The following is a 22,261-nucleotide window of genomic DNA, read 5'->3' on the forward strand; positions in this document are numbered from 1 at the left end:
ATCAATAGAGAGGAAGAATCTATGAATCTTAAACGTATTGCGAAAAAAGTGGTTATTTTAGTTTTGCAGTGCTTGTTAGCAGTGGAAGTGTTAATTTGCATTGGTGCATTACCAGTTTTATTAAAGGATTTGTCGTTTCATTTTTCGGATTACTTTATTGCGATTAAAGCCATGAACCTTGGTTTAATCTCCTATGATCAATTGACTTTGGACGGAAAAAATCCATTATTTCCAGTTATTTTTGATAGATACATAGAGTCTATGAAAATTTTCGGATTAAGCATCCTTACAGCTTGTTTCATCGCCTTTATCATTACATATCTTTCGTTTATATTTTTTCGGAAAAAAATCAACTTCCTTAAAAACCTGATTGAATTGGCAGAGGCTGTTCCTGATTTGATGTTCATTCTCTTATTGCAGCTGGCTGTTATCATGATTTACAAGAAAACAGGAATAAAAATAGCAACAGTGGTCAGTCTGCGCGAAAAGGCCTTCTTGTTGCCAGTGATCAGCTTAAGCGTTCCCATTAGCTTCTATATCACGAAGGTGTTCATCCACCACATTGAGGAAGAGTTGGAGAAACAATATATCCATTTAGCCAAAGCAAAGGGATTATCTTTTTCTTATATTTTGAATATCCACGTGCTCCGGAATATTGCCGAGGGGATGTTTGGCTCATCGAAGACCATTTTCTGGACGATGCTGTCCACTTTATTGGTAGTAGATTATTTGTTTAATATGAACGGCTTGTTAAGGGCCATGGTCACTGGACCTGATCCTTTTGTTGTCGGCTGTATTCTCATTTTTATCCCTTTTTATCTACTTTACCGCACGTACGAATGGATCAGCTTTGATTACAGAAAGGATTCCAAGTAGCATGATTCTATTTTTATTAAAAAGAAAAAGATTTGTTTTTGGCGTCTTATTCCTTGTTACACTGCTTACCTGGAGCATATTAAATACGGTACTTCATGATGGGGAAATCAGACAGGTACGTTTTTTTTATGATGATAAGGGGAATCTTATCGATGCACCGCCATACCCGCCATTTACGGTGTTTTTGCTCGGTTCGGATAAGTTCGGGTATGATTTGGGGCAAATGATGATTGAAGGGGCAAAGTACACCATCGGAATCACCTTGATTGTTGCCATTTTAAGACTGCTGTTGTCCTTAGTGGCAAGCTCCTTGATCTACTCTGTGAAACCAAGACTGTTTGTTTTTCTAAAAAGTCTTTTTGAACCATTTTCCGTCGTTCCGCAAACCATCATCGTTTACTTCATTTTGTTTAGTGTTTTGTGGATGCCAATTGACGGATTCCAAACCCCATTTTGGAGAAGGGCTTTATTTGAAACGGTTATTTTAATTATTATTGCGATTCCGAATTTAACCATCCATCTAGCGAATGAAATGAGGATTGTGGAAAAGGAAGATTTTATTGTGGCGTCCAAAACGCTTGGTGCAAGTAAACGCTACATTTATTTTAAACACATCGTTCCCCATGTTTACGAAAAATGGATTTTATTATTTGGCCAGCAATTTACCCAGGTCCTGCAGCTCCTTGCCCACCTTGGGTTTATGAAGCTATTCTTCGGCGGTACCTTCGTTTCTTACGGGATGATTGTTGACGATCCCCGCTCTGTTTCTTATGAGTGGTCCGGTGTTATTGGGGGAAGTCTTCCATACCTTTATTCCAGCCAATGGATTATCATTGCGCCAGTTCTCTTCTTTATATTTACAGCAATCAGCGTCGCCTTCATCAATGATTCGATAAAGTCGTATTTTCAAAGAAAAGAGTATACATTTAAAAGGGAAAAAGTCTAAATATATTTTATATCTATATAAAAGAGGCAATCCGGTTTTAAAGGATGCCTCTTTTTTAGTACTACATATCTTTTAATCTGCCAAAAAAATGATGGGAATAACAAGTTAAAGAATAGGGAATTCAATTTGTTCAGTCAATTTAGGAAAGTCAATGAATGGGTTCCGATTTCCTTGGATATGGTAAATGGTTTGATTGCGATGCATTTCATAAAGTCCTACTGGAAATGTCTTGTGCCATTTGATTAAAGTGGAGAGATCTATCTCGATTCGAAAAGCTTTTTTGATTGCCTTCGGATAGCGGAGCAAGAAATACAGCATTGCCCTTGCCGCTGTCCCTTTGCCATGCTCAGGCTCAAATCTTCCCCCGACTGCGAGTCCGCAATTGTTTTGAACCGGTTCTTCCGGTGATTCGGGATGGAAATTGGGTAAATCTGAGTAAGGGAAATTTGAGCGGGTAATATTACATTCCGGGTCGCAAACAAACAAATGATGTAAATCGCCCTTCATCGGTTCGAGGGCACCGAACCATGATTGGGGGACTATATGTTCAGTGTTCACTTTTAATTTTCGTTCGTAGACTTTCAATTCGTGAAACGTTTCGAATTCCTTTTGCTTAATTTTTCGAAGAAATTCCTGAAATTCTTCATATTTTTCTGTGATGATTTGATAATCCTGAATAATGATGGTTTCAGGATTCTTTTTTTCACTGGAGTAAATACTTTTTACGCTGCCGTCTGGGTGCAGGTCTACCCAGGTATATAGATATAAATCTTTACTGATAAAATAGGGAATTCGATTTTTATGGGTTTTTGTTAGTAATTCATTGTATTTATAAAATAAAGTGGTGACATCAAGGTTATGTTGCGCGATTGTTTGATAGTATTTTTCAATATCGAGCAGATCTTCTGTTTTATCGTAATAAAGGTCTTTGTCTTCCCGTATTTTACGCTTGTTATCTCGCAAAAAAGCCAATTGTTTTTGCAGATCAATAAATTCCGAAGTGTTATTCTTAATGATTTTTTTCTTTTTTGACATCTAAATCTCACTCCAGAAAAAAGAATTTATCTTTCAAATTCATTATATAATGATATCTCCGGCAAAACGGCTATAATTTGAAATTTTGTGTTAACAGGCGTAGGTTATGGCTCAGGTGGCTGAATTTCCCTATGGTAAAATGTTATTTTAGAAAAATTACTTTTGTTTTGTGAATTGAGTGTTATAAAAGTAGCTTCAAAAAGAAATTACTGTAAATAATGATTAATTCTGTATTTCCAGTATTTAAATGTATTTTAAAATTATCAAAATAATCACGGAAATGGATTGCATTTTAATTTTGAGAATAGTAAAATTAGTATCCGTGAATAAGAAATGAAGGGGTTTAACCTTAATGGAAAATAGATTGCCATTTTCGAAGTATTTTGTAATAGGGGTCATGTTATTTGCCTTGTTTTTTGGAGCGGGAAATCTAATATTTCCGGCATCACTAGGACAAAACGCAGGGACAAAGGTTTGGGAGGCGGCAGCTGGGTTTCTAATAACGGGGATTGGTTTGCCGTTTCTTGGAATATTAGCGATGGGTGTTTCTGGAAGCAGAAACTTGCAGGAACTGGCAAGCAGGGTTCATCCGCTTTATGGAATCATTTTTACCTCGCTGCTTTATTTAACAATTGGACCGCTGTTTGCAGCACCAAGAACAGGTGCTGTAGCCTATGATATTGGGATTGCGCCGTTTGTTGGCGGGGGCTCGGATCGCATTGGATTGTTCATATTTTCACTAATATTTTTTGGAGTAACCTTGTGGTTTTCATTAAATCCGGCCAAACTGGTGGATCGGATCGGGAAAATTCTCTCGCCAGCCATCATTATTCTCATTTTTGTGTTATTGGTAATGGTGATTGTTAAACCTATGGGGTCGATTGGAGCACCACAAGAAGCCTATGCCGACGGCGCGTTTGTAAAGGGCTTTATGGAAGGATACAACACGATGGATGCACTGGCCTCGCTTGTGTTTGGCATCATTGTTATCAATGCTGTTCGTGCAATGGGAGTTAAATCAACAAGCGGCATTCTGTCGGCTTCAGCCAAATCCGGATTGGTTGCGGTAGTTTTCCTAGGAATCATTTATGTTGGTGTTGCTTACTTAGGTGCGACTAGCGTAGGGCGATTCGGACTTTTAGAAACAGGAGGTCCTGTCCTCGGAAAAACAGCAACCTATTATTTTGGGATTGTCGGAACAGTCATGCTTTCGATTATTATCATTCTCGCTTGCTTGACTACGAGTATCGGATTGGTAACATCCTGCGGTGAGTATTTTCATGGCCAAATGCCGAAAATTAGCTATAAAATTTGGGTTGTTTTCTTTTCGTTAGTATCTCTTATCATTGGTAATTTCGGCTTAGCAAACATCATCAAGTTTTCAATTCCAGTGTTAATGTTTCTTTATCCGCTGGCTGTAGTCCTAATGCTGCTGACATTTTTATCAAAGTTTTTTAGACATTCGCAGATTGTCTATGTTTCAGCAACTGTTGTAACCTTTATGGTCAGCATTATCGATGGTATCAAAACTTTCTGTCAGCTTGTAGGAATAGAAAATTTCAGGTGGATGGATCCGATTGTATCCTTTTATGAACAAGTACTGCCGTTATATAATGAAGGACTGGGCTGGCTGTTGCCAGCAATCATTGCCATTGCGATCAGCACTGGAATCGTGAAGCTGCAAAAATATTTTCGAATTTCTCTTAGGGAAAATAACGTTTAAGGCATAATTTTATAAGATGCACTGCACATTGGCAGTGCGTTTTTTTGTTGAAAAAAAACTATTGGTGAAGGGATTAATTTTCCGGATAGGTGGAATTTCCGGAAGAACGGAAAAACAGCTTCCGTAGAATCGGAAATTTGACTCACCAATTATCGATATTTCCTAAGTGAATATGTTGATTATGCCTTTATATTAGGAATTTTTAATTTTCAGAATAGTTGGCATAAAACTTGCAAATAAATTTAAATGTAACGGCCTTTTTTTAAAACGGGTATGAAGGCGTTTTCTAAAAAACCTTTACGAATTTTACGCAAGGGGGATTTATATGGATTTATTGGTAATTTTATTGGCACTTGGATTATTGATGTTTGTGGCCTACCGAGGTTACTCTGTTATCCTGTTTGCTCCAATCTGTGCCCTCCTGGCTGTGGTCTTAATTGCACCAAGCCATGTATTGCCATTCTTTTCGGGCGTATTTATGGAAAAAATGGTCGGATTTATTAAATCTTATTTTGCTGTTTTCTTATTGGGAGCTATTTTTGGTAAGGTTGTTGAAATGTCCGGGATTGCTGAATCGATTGCGAAGACAATTGTCGGCTGGCTTGGGGCGAAACGGGCGATGCTGTCGATTGTGTTGCTTGGGGCAATATTAACCTACAGCGGGGTTAGTTTATTCGTAGCCGTGTTTGCGATTTACCCGTTTGCTGCACAAATGTTCAAGCAGGCAGATATTCCGAAAAGGCTTATTCCAGGTACAATTGCGCTGGGCGCCTTTACTTTCACAATGGATGCGCTGCCGGGTACACCGCAAATACAGAACGTCATTCCAATCGCTTTCTTTAAAACCGATATTTATGCTGCACCTATCCTGGGAATAATTGGTGCGATCATCGTTTTGGCTGTTGGCCTATTCTATCTAGAATCTAGAAGGAAAAAAGCAGAAAGAGCCGGTGAAGGCTATTACGGGTTTGGTACAGAAACGGCGTCCGCTGTTGAAAAGGAAAAGCTGGATACCAATGAACCTGTTCTTCCTGATTTAACAACCCAGCAGTCATTATCAAGAAAGATTCTCGCCTTTGTTCCGCTCATTTTGGTCGGAGTAACGAATAAACTTTTTGTAATGAATATTCCAAAATGGTATCCGAATGGATTTGATTTTGCGGCACTTGGATTGGATACCTATAAGGTTGATGTAGCAGTATCTGCTCCCATTTGGGCGATTATTATGGCACTCCTTGTCGGGATTATCACTTCGATTGCCTACGATTGGAAACGGGTAACGAAAGGCTTTAAGGATGGTGTGAACACAGCCATAGGCGGGTCACTATTGGCTACCATGAATACAGGGGCGGAATATGGATTTGGCGGAGTCATTGCAGCACTTCCGGGATTTGCAAAAATGAGTGATGGCATTTCCTCTACTTTTACTAATCCACTCGTGAACGGAGCTGTTACCACTACGACACTTGCCGGAATGACCGGTTCGGCCTCAGGCGGCATGGGGATTGCGCTAGGGGCGATGGCTGAAAAGTATAATCAAGCGATTGCCGCAGCGAATATTCCACCTGAAGTTATGCACCGAGTCGTGGCGATGGCATCGGGCGGCATGGATACACTGCCGCATAACGGGGCAGTCATCACCTTGCTGGCAGTAACAGGTTTAACCCATAAGCAATCCTATCGTGATATTTTTGCCATTACGGTCATTAAGACATTGGCGGTATTTGCGGTTATTGCTATATATACACTCTTTGGAATTGCTTAACAGTTTAGGAGGCCAGATTATGAGTAAAGTATTAGCTGGAAAAACAGCATTTGTGACCGGGTCGGCAAGCGGAATCGGCTTAGAAATTGCCAGGACTTTTGCTGAAGAAGGTGCAAATATTGTTATTTCCGATTTAAATGAAGAAAAAAGTAAACAAGTGGCGCTGGAGTTAAAGGAACAAGGTTTTGAAGCAATTGCAGCTCCCTGTGATGTCACTGATGAGGAAGCATATAAGAATAGTCTGGAATTGGCAAGGAGTACCTTTGGAAAAATAGATATTCTCGTAAATAATGCTGGGCTGCAATTTGTTTCCCCAATTGAGGATTTTCCGACAGAAAAATTTGAACTGATGATTAAAGTTATGTTAACGGCACCGTTTATTGGCATTAAAAATGTATTGCCTTATATGAAAGATCAGGGCTTTGGCCGAATTATCAATATGGCTTCCATTAATGGCTTGGTTGGCTTTGCCGGGAAAGCGGCCTACAACAGCGCGAAACATGGGGTGATTGGCTTAACGAAAGTAGCCGCATTAGAAGGCGCCCAGTACGGAATTACGGTCAATGCCTTATGTCCGGGTTATGTTGATACACCGCTTGTAAGGGGCCAATTAGTTGATTTGGCCAAAACGAGAAACGTCGCTTTGGAACGTGTTCTTGAGGAGGTCATCTATCCGCTTGTCCCGCAAAAAAGGCTCTTATCCGTTTCTGAGATTGCGGATTATGCGGTATTTTTAGCAAGCGACAAAGGCAGGGGAATAACAGGTCAGGCGGTTGTTCTCGATGGCGGGTACACAGCGCAGTAGACGATATCGGTGTAATTGATAACATAGTCCAAGAGAATCCGAGTCAGCGGGATTCTCTTTTTTTTACAAATCTTCCAAATTTCAAAAAACTCATTAAGATTTTGCTATAATAAATTTATCGAGTTTTTATAAGGGAGGCAATCGATGCGGGCATTTGACAAAGTACCAAACAGCTGGCATGAGCAAATTATTAATCTATTAGCAGAACGTGTGGTTATTGTCGATGATAACGGGATTATTTTATATATTAATGAGGGATATTGCGAGTTTATCGGCACTACAATGGAAGAGGCGATTGGCCGGCATGTGCAGGATGTGATTGAAAACTCGCGGATGCATATTGTTGCCCAAACAGGTCTGAAGGAACTGGCCTCAGTCCAACAAATAAATGGCAGTGAAATGATTGCCAACCGTTTTCCTATTTTGGAAGAAGGGCAAATTGTTGGTGCTGTAGGAAATGTCATGTTCCGAAATCCCGAAGAATGGCGGATGTATAAAAGTAAGATCCAAAGCCTTGTTGATGAATTAAACTATTATCAAGCAAAAGTTCAAAGGGATTTGCAAAGTAAATATAGTTTTCAGGACTTAATTGGGGACAGCCCTAATTTTCTTGCAGCAAAAACATTGGCGCAAAGAGTTTCCAGGAGCGATTCGTCGGTGCTATTAATCGGTGAATCAGGCAGCGGAAAGGAACTATTTGCGCATGCCATTCACCGTGACAGCAAACGGTACGGCGCTCCCTTTGTGGCAATTAATTGTTCCTCCATACCGGAGCACTTGCTCGAATCAGAATTGTTTGGCTATGAGGATGGTGCTTTTACAGGCGCGAAAAAAGGCGGCAAAAAGGGGCAGTTTGAATTGGCAAGCGGCGGAACGCTGTTTTTGGATGAAATCGGAGATATGCCGCTCTCGATGCAAAGCAAGCTATTAAGGGTCCTTCAGGAAAAAGAGGTGTTCCGAGTCGGTGGTCATAGGTCAATCCCTGTAGATGTGCGAATCATTGCCGCCACCCATCGGAATTTAGAAAGAATGGTAGAAAAAGGGGATTTCCGTCAAGATTTATATTACCGATTAAATGTTATTAAAATTGATATTCCTCCGCTTAGGATGAGAAAGGAAGATATCCCTGCGATTGCAAAGCGGTTATTGAAAAAATTAGAGGCGAGATTTTTCCGAAATGGTATTGAGTTGTCCTATGAAGTAACTGAGAGATTGATGCAGCATTCTTGGCCGGGGAACATTCGCGAATTGGAGAATGTATTAGAACGTTCTATCAATGTGCTTGATGGAAAAACCATTCTATTAATGCACCTGCCCCTATATTTGCGCGATCGAGAAACCGAGGGGGGAAACACAGTTAACTTACATAATGAACAAACTGTTTCATTAAGCAATATCTTGTCAACGGAACCGAAGAATATTCTCCCATTGAAGGAGACACTCGTTCAAGCAGAAAAACAAGCAATTGAACAAGCTTTAGTGGTAACGAAGGGTAATAAACTAGAAGCGGCTAAACTACTGGAAATCGGTAAAACCAGTTTTTATGATAAATGTAAATTATATGATATAAATTAAAAAGATTTAACCAATACAGGAACTAAAGAAATCCATCATATTATCAAGGACTTCACTCGAAATTTTAATGAGTAAGTCCTTTTTTGATTTATGTGATTTTTATCTTAATAGAAAGAACAAAATTTATTTGTTGACAAAAAAACAAATTGTAACTATTATGATTACAGGTAATTAAATTTGTTACAAATGGACTCTTAAATAAAACTATATCGGAGGAATCAAAATGAAATTATTAGTCACAGGAGCTACAGGAAAGTTTGGCACAAAAGTCGTTGAGACTTTATTAAAAACTGTAGCCGCAAACCAACTTGCTGTCAGTGTTCGCAATCCGGAGAAAGCAGAAGGGCTGCGTGCTCGTGGAGTGGAAGTACGTCATGGAGATTTTGATCTGCCGGAAACATTGGATACTGCTTTTGCAGGTATCGATCGTTTATTAATCATTTCTGCGGACGGAGACAATGAAACAAGAATTCGCCAGCATGCCAATGCAGTAGCTGCAGCAGAACGTGCGGGAGTTAAATTTATTGCCTATACTAGTTTAGCGAACGCAACGGAAAGTAATAACCTATTCTCCCCTACACATCAGGCAACAGAAAAGGCAATCGTGAAAACAGACATCCCATACTCCTTCTTACGCAACAACTGGTACTTGGAAAACGAAATCCCAAGTATTCAAGGTGTCATCGCAGGTGCTCCATGGGTAACATCTGCGGAATCAGGTAAAGTCGGCTGGGCTTTGCAGCAGGATTATGCAGAGGCTGCTGCTGCGGTACTGACGGGTGAAGGACACGATAACACAATTTACGAGCTTTCCGGCAGACTATTAACACAGGAAGAATTAACATCTGCCCTTGGAAACGTGTTGGGTAAAGAGGTAATTTTACAAAAGGTTGATGATGCTGCATATGCCGATATTATGAAAGCTGCTGGACTGCCTGATTTTCTTATTCCTTTACTTGTTGACATCCAAAGAAGCATTCGCGAAGATACACTGGCTGTTGAAAGTAACGATTTTGAAAAACTTATTGGCCGGCCGGCTACACCAATAAATGAAGCATTGACACAAATCGTTAATGGAATCAACCAAACAAAATAATAACACTCAAAACTCAATATTTGTGGGTATAAAGTTGCGTTTCTGTTTCAAACAGGAACGCTTTTTTATGTTAGCAAGAAGGAAATTAAGTGGTCATGGGAGTATTATAGTAAGGGCAACTAAGCTGAAAAAGGGGGGACAGTTTTAAATGAAAGTGAATCCAAATGAATTTGAAATAAATAATTTACTTTATATTATTAGGTCTGCAAAAGAGGAGGATGCCAAAAACTTGTCTGAAGTTAGGTTACAAATTGATGGTGAGACCGAAAATATGGATCGAGAAAAAGGAGAAGCATACATAGATGAATCTGGCTTCAAACAGATTATTGGGGAGGATACTGAACGGAAAAATAATCTTTTTTTAGTGGCTAAAGCCGATGATAGAATTATAGGTTTCTCTAGATGTGAAGGGACTCAACTGAAAAGAATGTCACATAAAGTGGAATTTGGAGTCTGTGTCTTAAAAGAATTTTGGGGTCATAGTATAGGAAAAAAACTATTGGAAGAGTCCATTCATTGGGCAGATTCAAACGGTATTAAGAAAATATCATTGAGTGTTCTTGAAACGAATGATAAAGCTATTAAACTTTATCAAAAATATGGGTTCGAAGTGGAAGGCATCTTAAAAAAGGACAAAATTCTTTCCGATGGGAATTACTATAATACTATTTTGATGGGAAGGATTAATGTGTAATCAAAAGGCTAATTGGTGTTTTTTTATGAAAGTAACAAAATGAAACTTGTCTTCATATGATAAATTAAATTTCGTGGAAAAGAGGTGTAAAGATTGACACAACATATTACAACTGGTCCATATCCTGGACAAACAGGAGGTTGTATTGCCGAATATAATCACTCAACGCTTAGCCATGTTCCACATCACTACACGCCTTCTCACAATCCAAATCACAATCCAAATCACAATCCATATTATCAGCAGCCAATGATGGGTCATGGGTTTCAAGGAATCCCGACTTGGAGACCGCCGGGAGGTTCTTATCCGTATTTATATTAATTCTTGGATTGTTGTAAAAAGAATAATTTTGGTTATAGGTACTTTTCTTCTTAATGAGAAAGTACCTTTTTTATTTGTTAAAAGCGGAAAAGTGGTATCATAGTACAGTGAATACTATTAATATTGTGAAATTTGTGATTAGGCTGAAAACGGGAACGAAACTAAATTACTGTCCGGATGTGGTGAATTCTATGAAAGCAAAATTCCATTATGCATGGATAATTATTTTTATTACATTTTTAGCTTTATTGGCTGTTCAAGGAGTTCGCCTTGCGTTTGGAGCATTTGTGCAGCCTTGGGAAAAAGATTTTTCCATGGATAGGGGGACTATTTCCCTTATATCTACATTAAGCTTTGTTGTTTATGGTCTTTCGCAGCCAGTGATTGGGAGACTCGTAGATAAGCTGGGTCCTCGGTTGATTTTATCGGTGAGTACCTTATTGGTTGGAGTGAGTATCTTCTTAACCTCCTTTATCAATAAGCCATGGCAGTTGTTTGTTCTTTACGGCATCTTCGTTTCCATCGGAGTGGGGGGAGCATCTAATGTTGCGGCAACCGTCCTGGTAACGAAGTGGTTCAATGAAAAACGCGGCCTTGCCTTGGGGATTATCGAAGCAGGATTTGGAGCAGGGCAAATGCTTCTTGTACCAGGGTCTTTACTGTTAATAAACTGGTTGAATTGGAAAGTAACAGTTGTTATTTTAGGCATTTTTCTGGCAGTTATTGTTTTTCCTGTTGTCCTTTTATTATTACGCAATGACCCTAAAGAGAAAGGTATACTGCCAATTGGCGGAAAAGCGAAAGAAGAAAAACAGACAATTGGTGATGCGAATCAAAATAGTAATTTTTCTATTTGGGATGCTTTCCGCCAAAGACAGTTTTGGTTTTTAATTTTACCGTTTGGAGTTTGTGGATTTACCACGACAGGATTAATGGATACACATTTAATTCCTATTTCTAATTTATGTGGATTTTCACCAGGTGTAACAGGTGCTGCAGTGAGCATTCTGGCTGCTTTTAACATTATTGGCATTTTACTTTCAGGTATCGTTGCGGATCGATGGAGCTGCAAAAAAATACTGTTCGGGTTGTATGCGGTAAGAGCTTCATCCATTGTTATTCTTTTAAATACTTATAACCCGGCAATGCTGCTGGCTTTTGCCGTTGTGTTTGGATTGGTCGACTTTGCAACGGTAGCACCAACTCAATTACTGGCAACTCAATTTTTTAAAAATCATTCTGTAGGGTTTATCCTGGGCATGTTGTCACTAAGCCATCAAATAGGTTCGGCATTAGGTTCATACTTACCAGGTTTATGGTATAGCCTCTCAGGAAATTATAATCTTTCTTTCTACTTTTCGATTATCATTCTTGCACTGGCGGCCATTTTTAGCGGGTTGCTTCCGAAGCAAATCGTTAGTAAGGAAGAGAAAGAATTAAAAACATTACATGCATAAATATTGAAAAATATAATTCCTCCTTATTTTAAAACCTCTTTTTTAGATTATGAATATAGGAAGTTTTCAGTTTTCTTTTTTTGAAAAAATGGTAAACTAGTTAAAAAAACAAAAAGTGAGGCGCCAGCATGATTAAAGCAGTTTTTTTTGATTTGGATGATACGTTGCTGTGGGATCAGAAGAGTGTAAAGGAAGCCTTTGTGGCTACATGTAAGGTTGCAGAGGAACGATATGGACTAGATTCGGACCAGTTGGAGGAGGCTGTCAGAGAGGCTGCTAGAAACCTCTACTCTTCCTATGAATTTTATCCTTTTACACAAATGATAGGAATCAATCCCTTTGAAGGTCTATGGGGTAATTTCCTAGATGATCACGATGATTTTAGAAAAATGAAGGATACGGTTCCTGGTTACCGGAAAGACGCTTGGACGGCGGGGCTTAAGGCTTTGGGGGTTGACGACCCAGAATTTGGACAAGAATTGGCGGAGCGTTTCCCAGCGGAGCGCCGAAAGCTGCCGTTTTTATATGAGGAAACGTTTAAAACACTAGATTCGTTAAAAGGGAAATACCAGCTTCTACTATTAACGAATGGATCACCAGACTTGCAAAATACGAAACTAACCATTACTCCAGAATTGGTTCCATACTTTGACCAAATCGTCATCTCAGGTGATTTTGGTAGAGGAAAACCAGATCCAGCAATTTTTGAACATGCCTTGTCACGCCTGTCTATGCAAAAGGAGGAAGTCATCATGGTGGGGGATAACCTAATGACCGATATTCTTGGGGCAAACCGTGCCGGGATCAAATCCGTTTGGATTAACCGCCACAATAAAGAGCGGAATGAAGTCATTCCTACGTTCGAGATTCACCATTTAGAAGAGCTTTTTACGATATTGGAGAAGTTATAAAAAAAGATCAGCTGCCTAATCGGGCGGCTTTCTTTATGTCAAAAGACCAATTTCTTTAATACGGTGTAACCTCCCCCCTTCTTTAAGCGACTATTATGCTGAAACCAAATAATTACAAAAAGGGGATCGTGAAAATGAGAAATAAAAGTGTGATTTTCATATTAACCTCTGTTTTAGCTATTGGACTTTTAGCGGGCTGCGGTTCAGGTGTGGGGGATAAGACGAATGGCAGTTCAGGACCTCCAAAAGCGGCAGCACCTAAACAAAATGAGATTGCTGCAAGATTCCTTCCAAGGATTGAAATTATTGAGCAAGGGCCGGAAATTAACGTGAATTACCGAGTAAAGAATATTTCCGGTAAAGCTCAGAAATTAACGTTTTCAAATGGTTTACAAGTGGATTATATCGTATATGATGAGTCTGGAAAAAAGGTAAAACAATATTCAAAAGAGGTTATGTCTACTCAAGCCATGGAGGAGGTAAATCTCGAAAACAATGAAGAAATTGCCAAGGAATTTACCATCACCGACCTGAAAAATGGCAACTATAAGCTGGAGGTTTTCTTAACAGCAAAAGAGGAGCAGGCGAGGGTTGTTATGGATTTACTTGTGGAAAAAGCCGCTCTCGACGGTTCTGGCAAATATGTTGGACAAATCGACCCTCATACCATTGAGATTGATATGAATGGCACGAAAACCGCGTTCCAATTATCCGATGAAGCCCGAAAACAAATATTGGCCCTTAAAGAGGGAAGTAACGTAACATTTCTATATAAAGAAAATGAAAATGGACAAAAGGTAATTGAAAAATTTTTATAAAAAGTACATTCATAAAAGGGCAAGTGATTTAGATATCACTGCCCCTTAGTTTTTAATCAATCAGCCTTTCAGCTTTTTAAGTACCCGTTCTTCGAAATCTGCCCGGTCAATATCCAAATCATGTGTTTCATTACGAAATGACTTGAACCTTCCGCCCTTCACTTCAAGGGTAAAATAGCCTCTTTCACTTGCAATATTTATATCGCCGATAATATTTTTCCTTCGGATTGGATCGAACAAATTTATCATATTTGGATTGCTGGGATGCGGTCTGAATTGGCAGCCTTGCTCCACGCATATTTTAACAATGTTTCGGACCTTCTGATTGGCGATACTATCAATTTTCTTGGTTGTTTCTTTACTTATGGTCATTCTTTAGTCTCCTTTCCGTCTTAACAACGATATGCCGTTGCGGCGTTGAATATTCAATAATTATAAAACCTAACACAGTTGTGAATGGGGATTGAGTATTGCACGGATGGATGAGTATCTGTTACCCTTAAATTATAAAAAATATTCATAATATTTTTTCAATAGGAGATGAAATAGATGAGTATAGCGATTGATGAGTTATTTATCGGACAAATCGCTCGCTTAAAACGAGTATTTACAGATGATGATGTCAAATTATGCAATGAGTTGACACGGGATTTTAGCCCAGTTTATCAAGTAAATGAAAATGTCTGGAAAAATTTTTATGACCAACCAATTGTTCCAGGGTTATTGACCGAAGGCTTAATCACCCAGGTCATTAGCCAAAAGTTGCCGGGAGACGCCTGCATTTTGCTGCAAAAGGAACTAGTTTTTTATTACCCAGTTCATGTGGGAGATGAGATTACAGCGGAGCTCGAAATTATTGATATTAACGAGACAAGGAATTGGGTAACACAAAGGGTCAGCTGTTACAACCAGCAGGGAAACGAAGTGGTAAAAGGACAGGTGGTCATACTTATGCTGCCTAAACAAAGTTCATAGGTGATGTGAATGGAACTGACCCAAAAAGTTGATAACCGCACAGGGTATTGGGGATCACTGGCAGTGGATGAAAAGGGGATTCTTGTAGATGTTAGCCCTGAATTTTGCAGCTATTTTGCTTTTGAAAAGCCTGATATAATTGGGCTTTCTATTGCGCATATCGTGGAAGGAGCCACAAAAAAACGGCCAACCTCTGCTGTTGGAAATACAGTTATTTCTGGTTTAATTAAAGGTCGTCCCTGTTTAATTCGAATCGAAAAAAAGGACAAACACCTCATTTATTCGGTCATTTTAAGAAAAGAAGAAATCGATCATGCTGAATTTTATTCCTTTCTGCAGATGGTGGATAAGCCAAAAATAAGATCAAAAACATCCAACGGGAATCGATATAGTTTTGAGGAGATTATTGGCGACAGCCCATTGATGGCGCAAATTAAGGAATTGGCTGCCAGGATTGCAGCCAGCAGTTCAACTGTGCTGCTTACTGGCGAAAGCGGTACAGGGAAGGAATTGTTTGCCCAGGCCATTCATGGACTTAGCTCGAGAAAAAACCATCCGTTTGTGGCGGTTAACTGTGCGGCGATTCCTGATGAATTATTTGAATCGGAAGTATTTGGCTATGAAGGAGGGGCATTTAGCGGGGCGAAGAAAGAAGGAAAGCCTGGAAAAATTGAATTGGCGCAGAACGGGACACTATTTCTGGATGAAATATCTGAGTTGCCTTATCAAGCACAGGGGAAATTGCTCCGAGTGCTGCAAGAGCGAGAGGTGGAGCGGCTTGGGGGAACAGGGAGCAAGAATGTCGATATCAGGATTGTTGCAGCTACGAACCGAGATCTAAAAACTTTGGTTCAGGAAGGCAAGTTCCGGCAGGATTTGTTTTATCGTTTGTATGTATTTGAATTAAAAATACCGTCGTTAAGGCAGAGAAAAGAGGACATTTTACCGTTAGCCTATTATTTCATCGAATATTTCAATGAAAAATTAGTCCAAGAGGTAAAATACTTAGCACCCAATCTCCAGGAATGGCTTTTGAATTACGAGTGGCCTGGGAATGTTCGCGAACTAAAAGCGGTTATTGAACGGGGGATGAACATTGTTCAGGGGGAAACCCTGACAATGGAAAGCTTGTTTTTTTCCCCATCTCTTGAACGTTCAGTTGAAAAAATGGAGGCGGAAGAAACACCTAAACTCTTAAGTTTAGAGGAAGCTGTATCAAATGCAGAAATTTCCGCTATCCAGCGTGCACTAAAGGAAGCAGACGGCGACCGGACAAAAGCAGCCCAATTGCTGAATATTCACCTAGCCAGTCTATATAGAAAAATAGCGAAATATAAACTAAATAAATGATGATTTTATCTATTCACACACACTTTTTCTAGTGTGTGTTTTTTTTGTTTCGCAAATTAGATTCGCAATTTTGCAAAAGAATAGTGATTTTGCAAAAATGCAAAACTCGGGAAACAGCAATAGTAGTGAATTCTATGTTGGCACGGAATTTGCAATATAGAAAGGTAAAGGAGGGAATCATCTTGTTGAATTTTACCTTTAGTAATGAACAAGAATATTTTCGCGAAATGCTAAGAGAATTTTCCTTAAATGAATTGCTGCCCCAATATACAAAATGGGACCGGGAAAAAACACATCCCCGCCATTTGTGGAAAAAGCTTGGGGAACTGGGAGTGAATGGACTGCGAATTCCCGAAGAGTATGGCGGCAGCGGGGCGGATTGTGTGACGACTGGAATTGCTGCAGAAGAAATAGGGCGCGGGGATTTTAACCTAACCTATGCCGTTATGTTGAATGCGCTTGCATCGGAAATTATTAGCAATCATGCGACAGACCAATTGAAAAAAACTTGGCTTCCGCAAATTGCCAGCGGTGACAAAATTGTTGGAGTAGCAATTACCGAGCCAGCGGCCGGGACCGATGCGGCTGGAATCCGCTCGACAGCAATACATAAAGGGGACCGCTACATTTTAAATGGAGAAAAGTCAGGTATCAGTGCGGCAACGATTGGCGATGCTTTCATCGTTTTTGCAAAAACAGACCCCAGCTCCGGTAGCAAAGGCATCAGTGCCTTCGTCGTGCCTGCCGATGCTCCTGGCGTGGAGTGTAAAGGTTATGACGACATGGGGAATGTACCGATTGGAAGAGGTTCGATTTATTTAACGGACGTCGAGGTCCCGGAAGAAAATTTAATCGGACTTGAAAACAATGGTTTTTTCCAGGTCATGAATGGGTTTGACCTTAGCCGCCTATTAATTGGCCTCCAGTGTGCTGGGGCAGCCTTCCAAAGTATCGATGAGACCATTGAACACGTAAAAACGAGGCAGGCTTTTGGCAGACCGCTTGCAAAATTTCAGGGGGTTTCTTTTCCAATCGTCACCCACTATACGCAGTTGGAGTTAATTAAGTGGCAGGCATATCGCGGCCTATGGCTTCGTGACAATGGGAAAAAACATACAAAAGAGGCATCCTCGGTAAAATGGCTAGGACCAAAATATGCTCAGGAGGCAATCCATGAATGTATGCTTCTTAATGGCCACTACGCCTATACGAAGGAAATGCCGCTCGAACAAAGGCTTCGGGATGTAATTGGGCTGGAAATTGGAGATGGCACAGCACAGGCTAACCAAATGGTGATTGCTCGAGAATTGATTGGAAAAGAATTTCGTCCCTATTAAAATAGGAGACTACTTCCCAAATGGATGATGCTGAAAAATTTTTCATCGGACAAATAGCGAGAATCCAAAGGACGATTGTTAGTAAAGATGTTGAAAAGTGGAAATTCTTAACCCGGGATTTTAATGTGGTGTATCAAAGTGAGACGCGGTTTGAACGGCCTCTTGTTCCGGGAATTGTTTGTGAGGGATTGATTGAGGAGGCGATGGGTAAAGAACTGACCTGTCACCCTGCTGTGATATTGAAGAAAGAATTCGTCTTTTTAAATCCAGTCCATATCGGCGATTTGTTGACAGTTGAGATAGAAACCATAGACGTCAATCAAGAGATGGATTGGGTGACTGAAAAGGTAACATGCACCAATCAATCTGGTTTTGAAGTGGTCAGAGGGCAAGTTATTTTGAAAATTTTATCAAAAGAAAATGGAGGAATGAAAAATGGAAATGACAGATGTACTTTATGAGAAAAAGGATGGAATTGCCGAGATAACAATTAATCGCCCAGAGGTTTATAATGCCTTTCGTGCTCAAACTGTCCAAGAATTGATTTGGGCGTTCCGGGATGCCTGGGATGATAACCGAATTGGCGCGGTTATTTTAACCGGAGCAGGAGAAAAAGCCTTCTGTACTGGCGGTGACCAAAAGAATAAAGGTGACAGTGGCTATGATAGCTCAGGCGGACTTGGCGGTGGTATCGGCTTGGAAATTGAAGCTCTGCACCGGACAATCCGCGCGATTCCAAAGCCGGTTATTGCAGCCGTAAACGGTTATGCGATTGGCGGCGGCCACGTTCTACATGTGCTTTGCGATTTAACCATCGCTGCTGAAAATGCCATTTTTGGCCAAAGCGGTCCGAAAGTGGGCAGCTATGATGCAGGGTTAGGATCTGCCTATCTTGCAAGGATTGTCGGTGAGAAAAAGGCCAGGGAAATTTGGTACTTGTGCGAAAAGTATTCAGCGCAGGAGGCAAAGGAAATGGGCCTTGTCAATAAAATCGTCCCTCAAGGCGAGCTGATGGCGGCTGCAGAGGAATGGGCGGGAAAAATTCTAGAAAAGAGTCCAACAGCTATTAAAATGTTGAAATATTCCTTTAACGCAGATTCCGCCAATATTGAAGGGATTTCGCAAATTTCAATGGCAAGCTTAGCGATGTTCTACAAAACGGATGAGTCGGCAGAGGGAAGAAATGCGTTTGTCGAGAAACGTCCGGTTGATTTTAAGAAATTCAGACAGTAAACCAATATTACCTTTAGTAGGGGGAGAACAGGCTGATGGGTTTCGAAACGATTTTAACGGATGAGGATATCAAAAAATATGAATCGAATTGGTCAAATAAGACGATTCTTGATTATTTAAAGGAAGCAATTGAAAAGTATCCTGAAAAAACAGCCATTATTGATAAGAAAAGCAGATACACCTATAAGGAACTCGGAAAACTCGTCGACCGAGTAGCCCTTGGTCTGCTTGAAATAGGCTTTAGAAAAGGGGATGTCATCTCCATCCAGCTTCCAAACTGGAATGAGTTTGTGATTTTACACTTTGCGGCCACTAGAATTGGCGCCATAAGCAATCCATTAATCCCTATTTATCGTGATCGGGAAATTGGATTTATGGTCAAACTCGCCGAATCCAAGATGATTGTCGTACCCGACGAGTTCCGCGGTTTCAATTATTCGGAAATGATTGAGAGACTTAAGCCGCAGTGGCCCTCACTGGAACATATCTTTGTCATTGGAGAAAAAGTGCCGGAGGGCATGAAATCTTTCTCCTATTTAATGGATGTTCCTTGGGAAGAGCAAAGGGATCCTTCTGTTTTGGACCAGATTGCCCTTGATCCTAATGAAATAACAGAAATTATTTTTACGTCAGGCACAACTGGTGAACCAAAAGGTGTCATGCACACCCACAATACGGTGACGTTCGCATCCGAGCTTTGGATTGATCATTTTCAATTAACTCCAAATGATGTCATTTTCATGGCTTCCACCTTTGCCCATCAAACCGGTTTCCTATATGGTGTCCGCCTTCCGGCTATATATGGGGGGAGTGCTGTTTACCAAGATATTTGGAATCCTGAAGAGTTTATTCAATTAATAGAAAAAGAGAAAATTACCTTTACTACTGCAGCTACACCATTTTTACAGGACACGATTCAAGTCAACGGAATCGAGAAATACGATTTAAGCTCGCTCAGGTATTTTGCCGCGATTGGAGCCCCAATCCCAAGAACACTTGTTAAACAGGCCCGGCAAAAGCTGCCCGCGCAAATCCTGTCAGGCTGGGGGCAAACCGAAAACGGCTTGGTTACCCTGACTCTTGCAAACGATACCGAGGAAAAGCTCACTTCTACAGATGGGAAAGCATTCCCGGGGCTTGAGGTTAAGGTTGTGGATGCAGTAGGTAATCAACTGCCTCCTAACGTAGAAGGAAGTTTACTGGTAAGAGGACCTTCATTGTTTGTTGGTTATTTAAAACGAATAGAGTTGACAAGGTCTGAGTTTGACGGGGAATGGTTCATCACAGGTGACCGTGCGATGATGGATGACGATGGCTATATCCGCATCACTGGCCGTAACAAGGATATTATAATTCGCGGCGGCGAGAACATCCCGGTTGCGTATGTGGAAAATGTTTTATACGAGCACCCGGATGTATCCGTCGTTCAAATTGTTGCTATGCCGGATGCGCGTCTGCAGGAAAAAGCCTGTGCATTTATAAGCATGAAGCAGGGGGCAGTACCGCTAACTTTTGATGCGATGAAGGCATTTTTAGCAGAAAGAGGCGTCGCCAAGCAATATTGGCCAGAGCACCTCGAAGTGATTGACGATTTCCCGCGAACACCAAGCGGGAAAATCCAGAAGTTCCGCTTGAGGAATCTGCTAAATGAAAAATTTGCTGATAAGGTTTAAAAATTGGAGGGATAAACGTGGTAAAACGTACTGCATTTGTTACTGGTGCCGGCAGCGGCATTGGCAGAGAGATTGCTAAATTACTAGCATCACGGGGAATGGCTTTAATTGTTGCTGATATTAATAAAGAGGGCGCTGCGGAAACTGTTTCGCAAATTAAAGAAAATGACGGTGAAGCAGTTGCAGTTCATTGTGATGTTACCAGTCTGGAAAGTGTGAAAAAAGCGGTTCAGGAATCGGTTGAGGCATTTGGGAAAATTGACGTGTTAGTGAATAATGCCGGCTGGGATAAGGTTGAACCTTTTTTAAAAAGTGAGCCGGACACCTGGAAGAAAATCATTGATATTAATTTAATGGGGCAGATCCATACGTGCAAGGAGATTTTGCCGCTTATGATTGAAAACGGGTACGGGAAGGTTGTTAATATTGCTTCTGATGCAGCTAGGGTTGGTTCGAGCGGTGAAGCTGTTTATTCTGCGGCAAAAGGCGGCGTAGTAGCGCTGACAAAAACACTTGCCCGCGAAATGGCCCGTCATAAAATCAACATAAATTGTGTGGCGCCAGGTCCGAGTGACACCCCATTATTCCAGGAAATCGGCTCATATAATGAAGGCCTTGCCGGTGCTCTGGAAAAGGCTATTCCGTTCCGAAGATTGGCACAGCCAAAGGATATTGCCGGTGCGGTGGCCTACTTTGTTTCTGATGATGCGGGGTATGTGACTGGACAAACGTTGTCGGTCAGCGGCGGCTTGACAATGCTCTAGAAAATAGAATCTTTTAAGGAGATTAGTAGAATGTCTTTTGATAATATTTTGGTGGAAAAGCTAGGGGCTATCTGGGTTATCAAAATCAATCGGCCTAGCGTTCGGAATGCCTTGAATCAGGATACCATTACCGAGATGGAAGAGGGGTTTGAAGCACTTGAACGGGAAGATAAGATTGGGGTCATTGTTTTTACCGGAACAGGGGATAAAGCCTTTGCGGCTGGGGCTGATATCAATCAGGTCCGCGGCTATCAACCTATGGATGCCATTTCGTTCGGAATGTCCCGCTTTTATCAAAAAGTGGAAAGCAGCCCAAAGGTGACCATCGCAGCGGTAAACGGCTATGCCTTAGGCGGTGGCAGTGAACTGGCGCTGTCCTGCGATATTCGGATTGCCAGTGAGGATGCTAAATTTGGCCTGCCTGAACTTAACTTGGCGGTTATTCCGGCAGCAGGCGGGACTCAAAGGCTGACAAGATTGATTGGCAAAAGCAGAGCCCTTGATCTTATATTAACAGGTGACATGATCACTGCTGCGAAAGCAAAAGAAATTGGCTTGGTATCGGCAGTTGTTCCAACAGAAGAGTTATGGAGAGCTGTTGAAGAAAAGGCGGGGAAAATTTTAGCCAAGGGGCCATTAGCAGTAAGGCTTGCCAAGATCGCGGTTCACAGCGGAGCGGAAACGGATATTCAAACAGGTATATTGATAGAGCAGCTGGCTCAAGCAGTACTGTACGGCTCCCTTGACAAGGAGGAAGGAACCTCGGCATTCCTTGAAAAACGACAAGCTTCATTTATCGGCAAATAGGCGGTTCAGCTTCAGTTTTCATTTTTAGAAACTGAAGCTTTTTTATGGAGGTTTTCATTGTTCACAACTTGTTAATATTTCATTTGAAATGAATGATTTT

General features: G+C 40.8%; 22 protein-coding genes. 20 read left to right on the plus strand and 2 right to left on the minus strand.

Annotated elements, in window-relative coordinates; translation table 11 throughout:
• Both ACNQGS_RS27125 and ACNQGS_RS27130 read left to right on the plus strand, forming a co-directional pair.
• Positions 1-876: ABC transporter permease subunit (locus tag ACNQGS_RS27125; protein ID WP_491490095.1), on the plus strand; the 876-nt coding region annotated here is incomplete at its 5' end.
• 1 nt (position 877) lies between these two features.
• Positions 878-1,822, plus strand: a complete 945-nt coding sequence (locus tag ACNQGS_RS27130) for an ABC transporter permease subunit (RefSeq protein ID WP_491490096.1) — start codon at positions 878-880, stop codon at positions 1,820-1,822.
• 105 nt (positions 1,823-1,927) lie between these two features.
• Here the strand turns inward: ACNQGS_RS27130 and ACNQGS_RS27135 are convergent, their stop codons facing one another.
• On the minus strand, positions 1,928-2,857 hold the full coding sequence (locus ACNQGS_RS27135; protein ID WP_491490097.1) for an endonuclease I family protein: 930 nt from the start codon (positions 2,855-2,857) through the stop codon (positions 1,928-1,930).
• 352 nt (positions 2,858-3,209) lie between these two features.
• Here ACNQGS_RS27135 and brnQ point away from each other — a divergent pair, with 352 nt between their 5' ends.
• From brnQ to ACNQGS_RS27185, 10 genes are all read left to right on the plus strand, one after another.
• Positions 3,210-4,580: a branched-chain amino acid transport system II carrier protein gene (gene brnQ, locus ACNQGS_RS27140; RefSeq protein WP_491490098.1), complete on the plus strand. Its 1,371-nt coding sequence runs from the start codon at positions 3,210-3,212 to the stop codon at positions 4,578-4,580.
• A gap of 325 nt (positions 4,581-4,905) precedes the next feature.
• Positions 4,906-6,345 (plus strand): GntP family permease, encoded by a 1,440-nt coding sequence (locus ACNQGS_RS27145; RefSeq protein WP_491490099.1) that lies wholly within the window; start codon positions 4,906-4,908, stop codon positions 6,343-6,345.
• A 19-nt stretch (positions 6,346-6,364) separates the two neighbouring features.
• Positions 6,365-7,150 (plus strand): 3-hydroxybutyrate dehydrogenase, encoded by a 786-nt coding sequence (locus ACNQGS_RS27150; protein WP_491490100.1) that lies wholly within the window; start codon positions 6,365-6,367, stop codon positions 7,148-7,150.
• Between the two features lie 144 nt (positions 7,151-7,294).
• Positions 7,295-8,725: a sigma-54 interaction domain-containing protein gene (locus tag ACNQGS_RS27155; RefSeq protein WP_491490101.1), complete on the plus strand. Its 1,431-nt coding sequence runs from the start codon at positions 7,295-7,297 to the stop codon at positions 8,723-8,725.
• Positions 8,726-8,948: 223 nt separating this feature from the next.
• Positions 8,949-9,821 carry an SDR family oxidoreductase gene (locus ACNQGS_RS27160; RefSeq protein WP_491490102.1) on the plus strand — a complete coding sequence of 291 codons (873 nt, stop codon included), beginning with the start codon at positions 8,949-8,951 and terminating at the stop codon, positions 9,819-9,821.
• 148 nt (positions 9,822-9,969) lie between these two features.
• Positions 9,970-10,515 carry a GNAT family N-acetyltransferase gene (locus ACNQGS_RS27165; RefSeq protein WP_491490103.1) on the plus strand — a complete coding sequence of 182 codons (546 nt, stop codon included), beginning with the start codon at positions 9,970-9,972 and terminating at the stop codon, positions 10,513-10,515.
• A 93-nt stretch (positions 10,516-10,608) separates the two neighbouring features.
• On the plus strand, positions 10,609-10,836 hold the full coding sequence (locus ACNQGS_RS27170; protein WP_491490104.1) for a hypothetical protein: 228 nt from the start codon (positions 10,609-10,611) through the stop codon (positions 10,834-10,836).
• 191 nt (positions 10,837-11,027) lie between these two features.
• A complete protein-coding gene (locus ACNQGS_RS27175; protein ID WP_491490119.1) occupies positions 11,028-12,293 on the plus strand; it encodes an MFS transporter in 1,266 nt (421 codons plus the stop codon).
• A gap of 128 nt (positions 12,294-12,421) precedes the next feature.
• Entirely contained in the window at positions 12,422-13,204 is a 783-nt protein-coding gene (locus tag ACNQGS_RS27180; RefSeq protein ID WP_491490105.1) for an HAD family hydrolase, read from the plus strand.
• Between the two features lie 134 nt (positions 13,205-13,338).
• On the plus strand, positions 13,339-14,022 hold the full coding sequence (locus ACNQGS_RS27185; RefSeq protein WP_491490106.1) for a LytA/YqiH family protein: 684 nt from the start codon (positions 13,339-13,341) through the stop codon (positions 14,020-14,022).
• A gap of 60 nt (positions 14,023-14,082) precedes the next feature.
• Here ACNQGS_RS27185 and ACNQGS_RS27190 read toward each other — a convergent pair whose 3' ends face one another.
• The gene (locus ACNQGS_RS27190) at positions 14,083-14,394 is read right to left on the minus strand and encodes a hypothetical protein (protein WP_213148230.1); all 312 of its coding nucleotides are present in this window, start codon (positions 14,392-14,394) and stop codon (positions 14,083-14,085) included.
• A 177-nt stretch (positions 14,395-14,571) separates the two neighbouring features.
• Here ACNQGS_RS27190 and ACNQGS_RS27195 point away from each other — a divergent pair, with 177 nt between their 5' ends.
• The 8 genes from ACNQGS_RS27195 to ACNQGS_RS27230 all read left to right on the plus strand — a co-directional run bounded on the left by ACNQGS_RS27195 (position 14,572) and on the right by ACNQGS_RS27230 (position 22,161).
• Entirely contained in the window at positions 14,572-14,997 is a 426-nt protein-coding gene (locus tag ACNQGS_RS27195; protein WP_491490107.1) for a hotdog family protein, read from the plus strand.
• Positions 14,998-15,006: 9 nt separating this feature from the next.
• Positions 15,007-16,347 (plus strand): sigma-54 interaction domain-containing protein, encoded by a 1,341-nt coding sequence (locus ACNQGS_RS27200; RefSeq protein ID WP_491490108.1) that lies wholly within the window; start codon positions 15,007-15,009, stop codon positions 16,345-16,347.
• A 182-nt stretch (positions 16,348-16,529) separates the two neighbouring features.
• Positions 16,530-17,684: an acyl-CoA dehydrogenase family protein gene (locus ACNQGS_RS27205; RefSeq protein WP_491490109.1), complete on the plus strand. Its 1,155-nt coding sequence runs from the start codon at positions 16,530-16,532 to the stop codon at positions 17,682-17,684.
• A gap of 20 nt (positions 17,685-17,704) precedes the next feature.
• Entirely contained in the window at positions 17,705-18,145 is a 441-nt protein-coding gene (locus ACNQGS_RS27210; protein WP_491490110.1) for a hotdog family protein, read from the plus strand.
• Positions 18,120-18,917: a 1,4-dihydroxy-2-naphthoyl-CoA synthase gene (menB, locus tag ACNQGS_RS27215; protein WP_491490111.1), complete on the plus strand. Its 798-nt coding sequence runs from the start codon at positions 18,120-18,122 to the stop codon at positions 18,915-18,917. Before ACNQGS_RS27210 ends, menB begins: the two co-directional genes overlap by 26 nt.
• 35 nt (positions 18,918-18,952) lie before the next feature.
• Positions 18,953-20,590 (plus strand): AMP-binding protein, encoded by a 1,638-nt coding sequence (locus ACNQGS_RS27220; protein WP_491490112.1) that lies wholly within the window; start codon positions 18,953-18,955, stop codon positions 20,588-20,590.
• 17 nt (positions 20,591-20,607) lie between these two features.
• Entirely contained in the window at positions 20,608-21,354 is a 747-nt protein-coding gene (locus ACNQGS_RS27225) for an SDR family NAD(P)-dependent oxidoreductase (RefSeq protein WP_491490113.1), read from the plus strand.
• A gap of 30 nt (positions 21,355-21,384) precedes the next feature.
• Positions 21,385-22,161, plus strand: a complete 777-nt coding sequence (locus ACNQGS_RS27230) for an enoyl-CoA hydratase/isomerase family protein (protein WP_491490114.1) — start codon at positions 21,385-21,387, stop codon at positions 22,159-22,161.
• Positions 22,162-22,261: the final 100 nt, after the last annotated feature.

Source organism: Neobacillus sp. PVCKKU3, assembly GCF_058323225.1.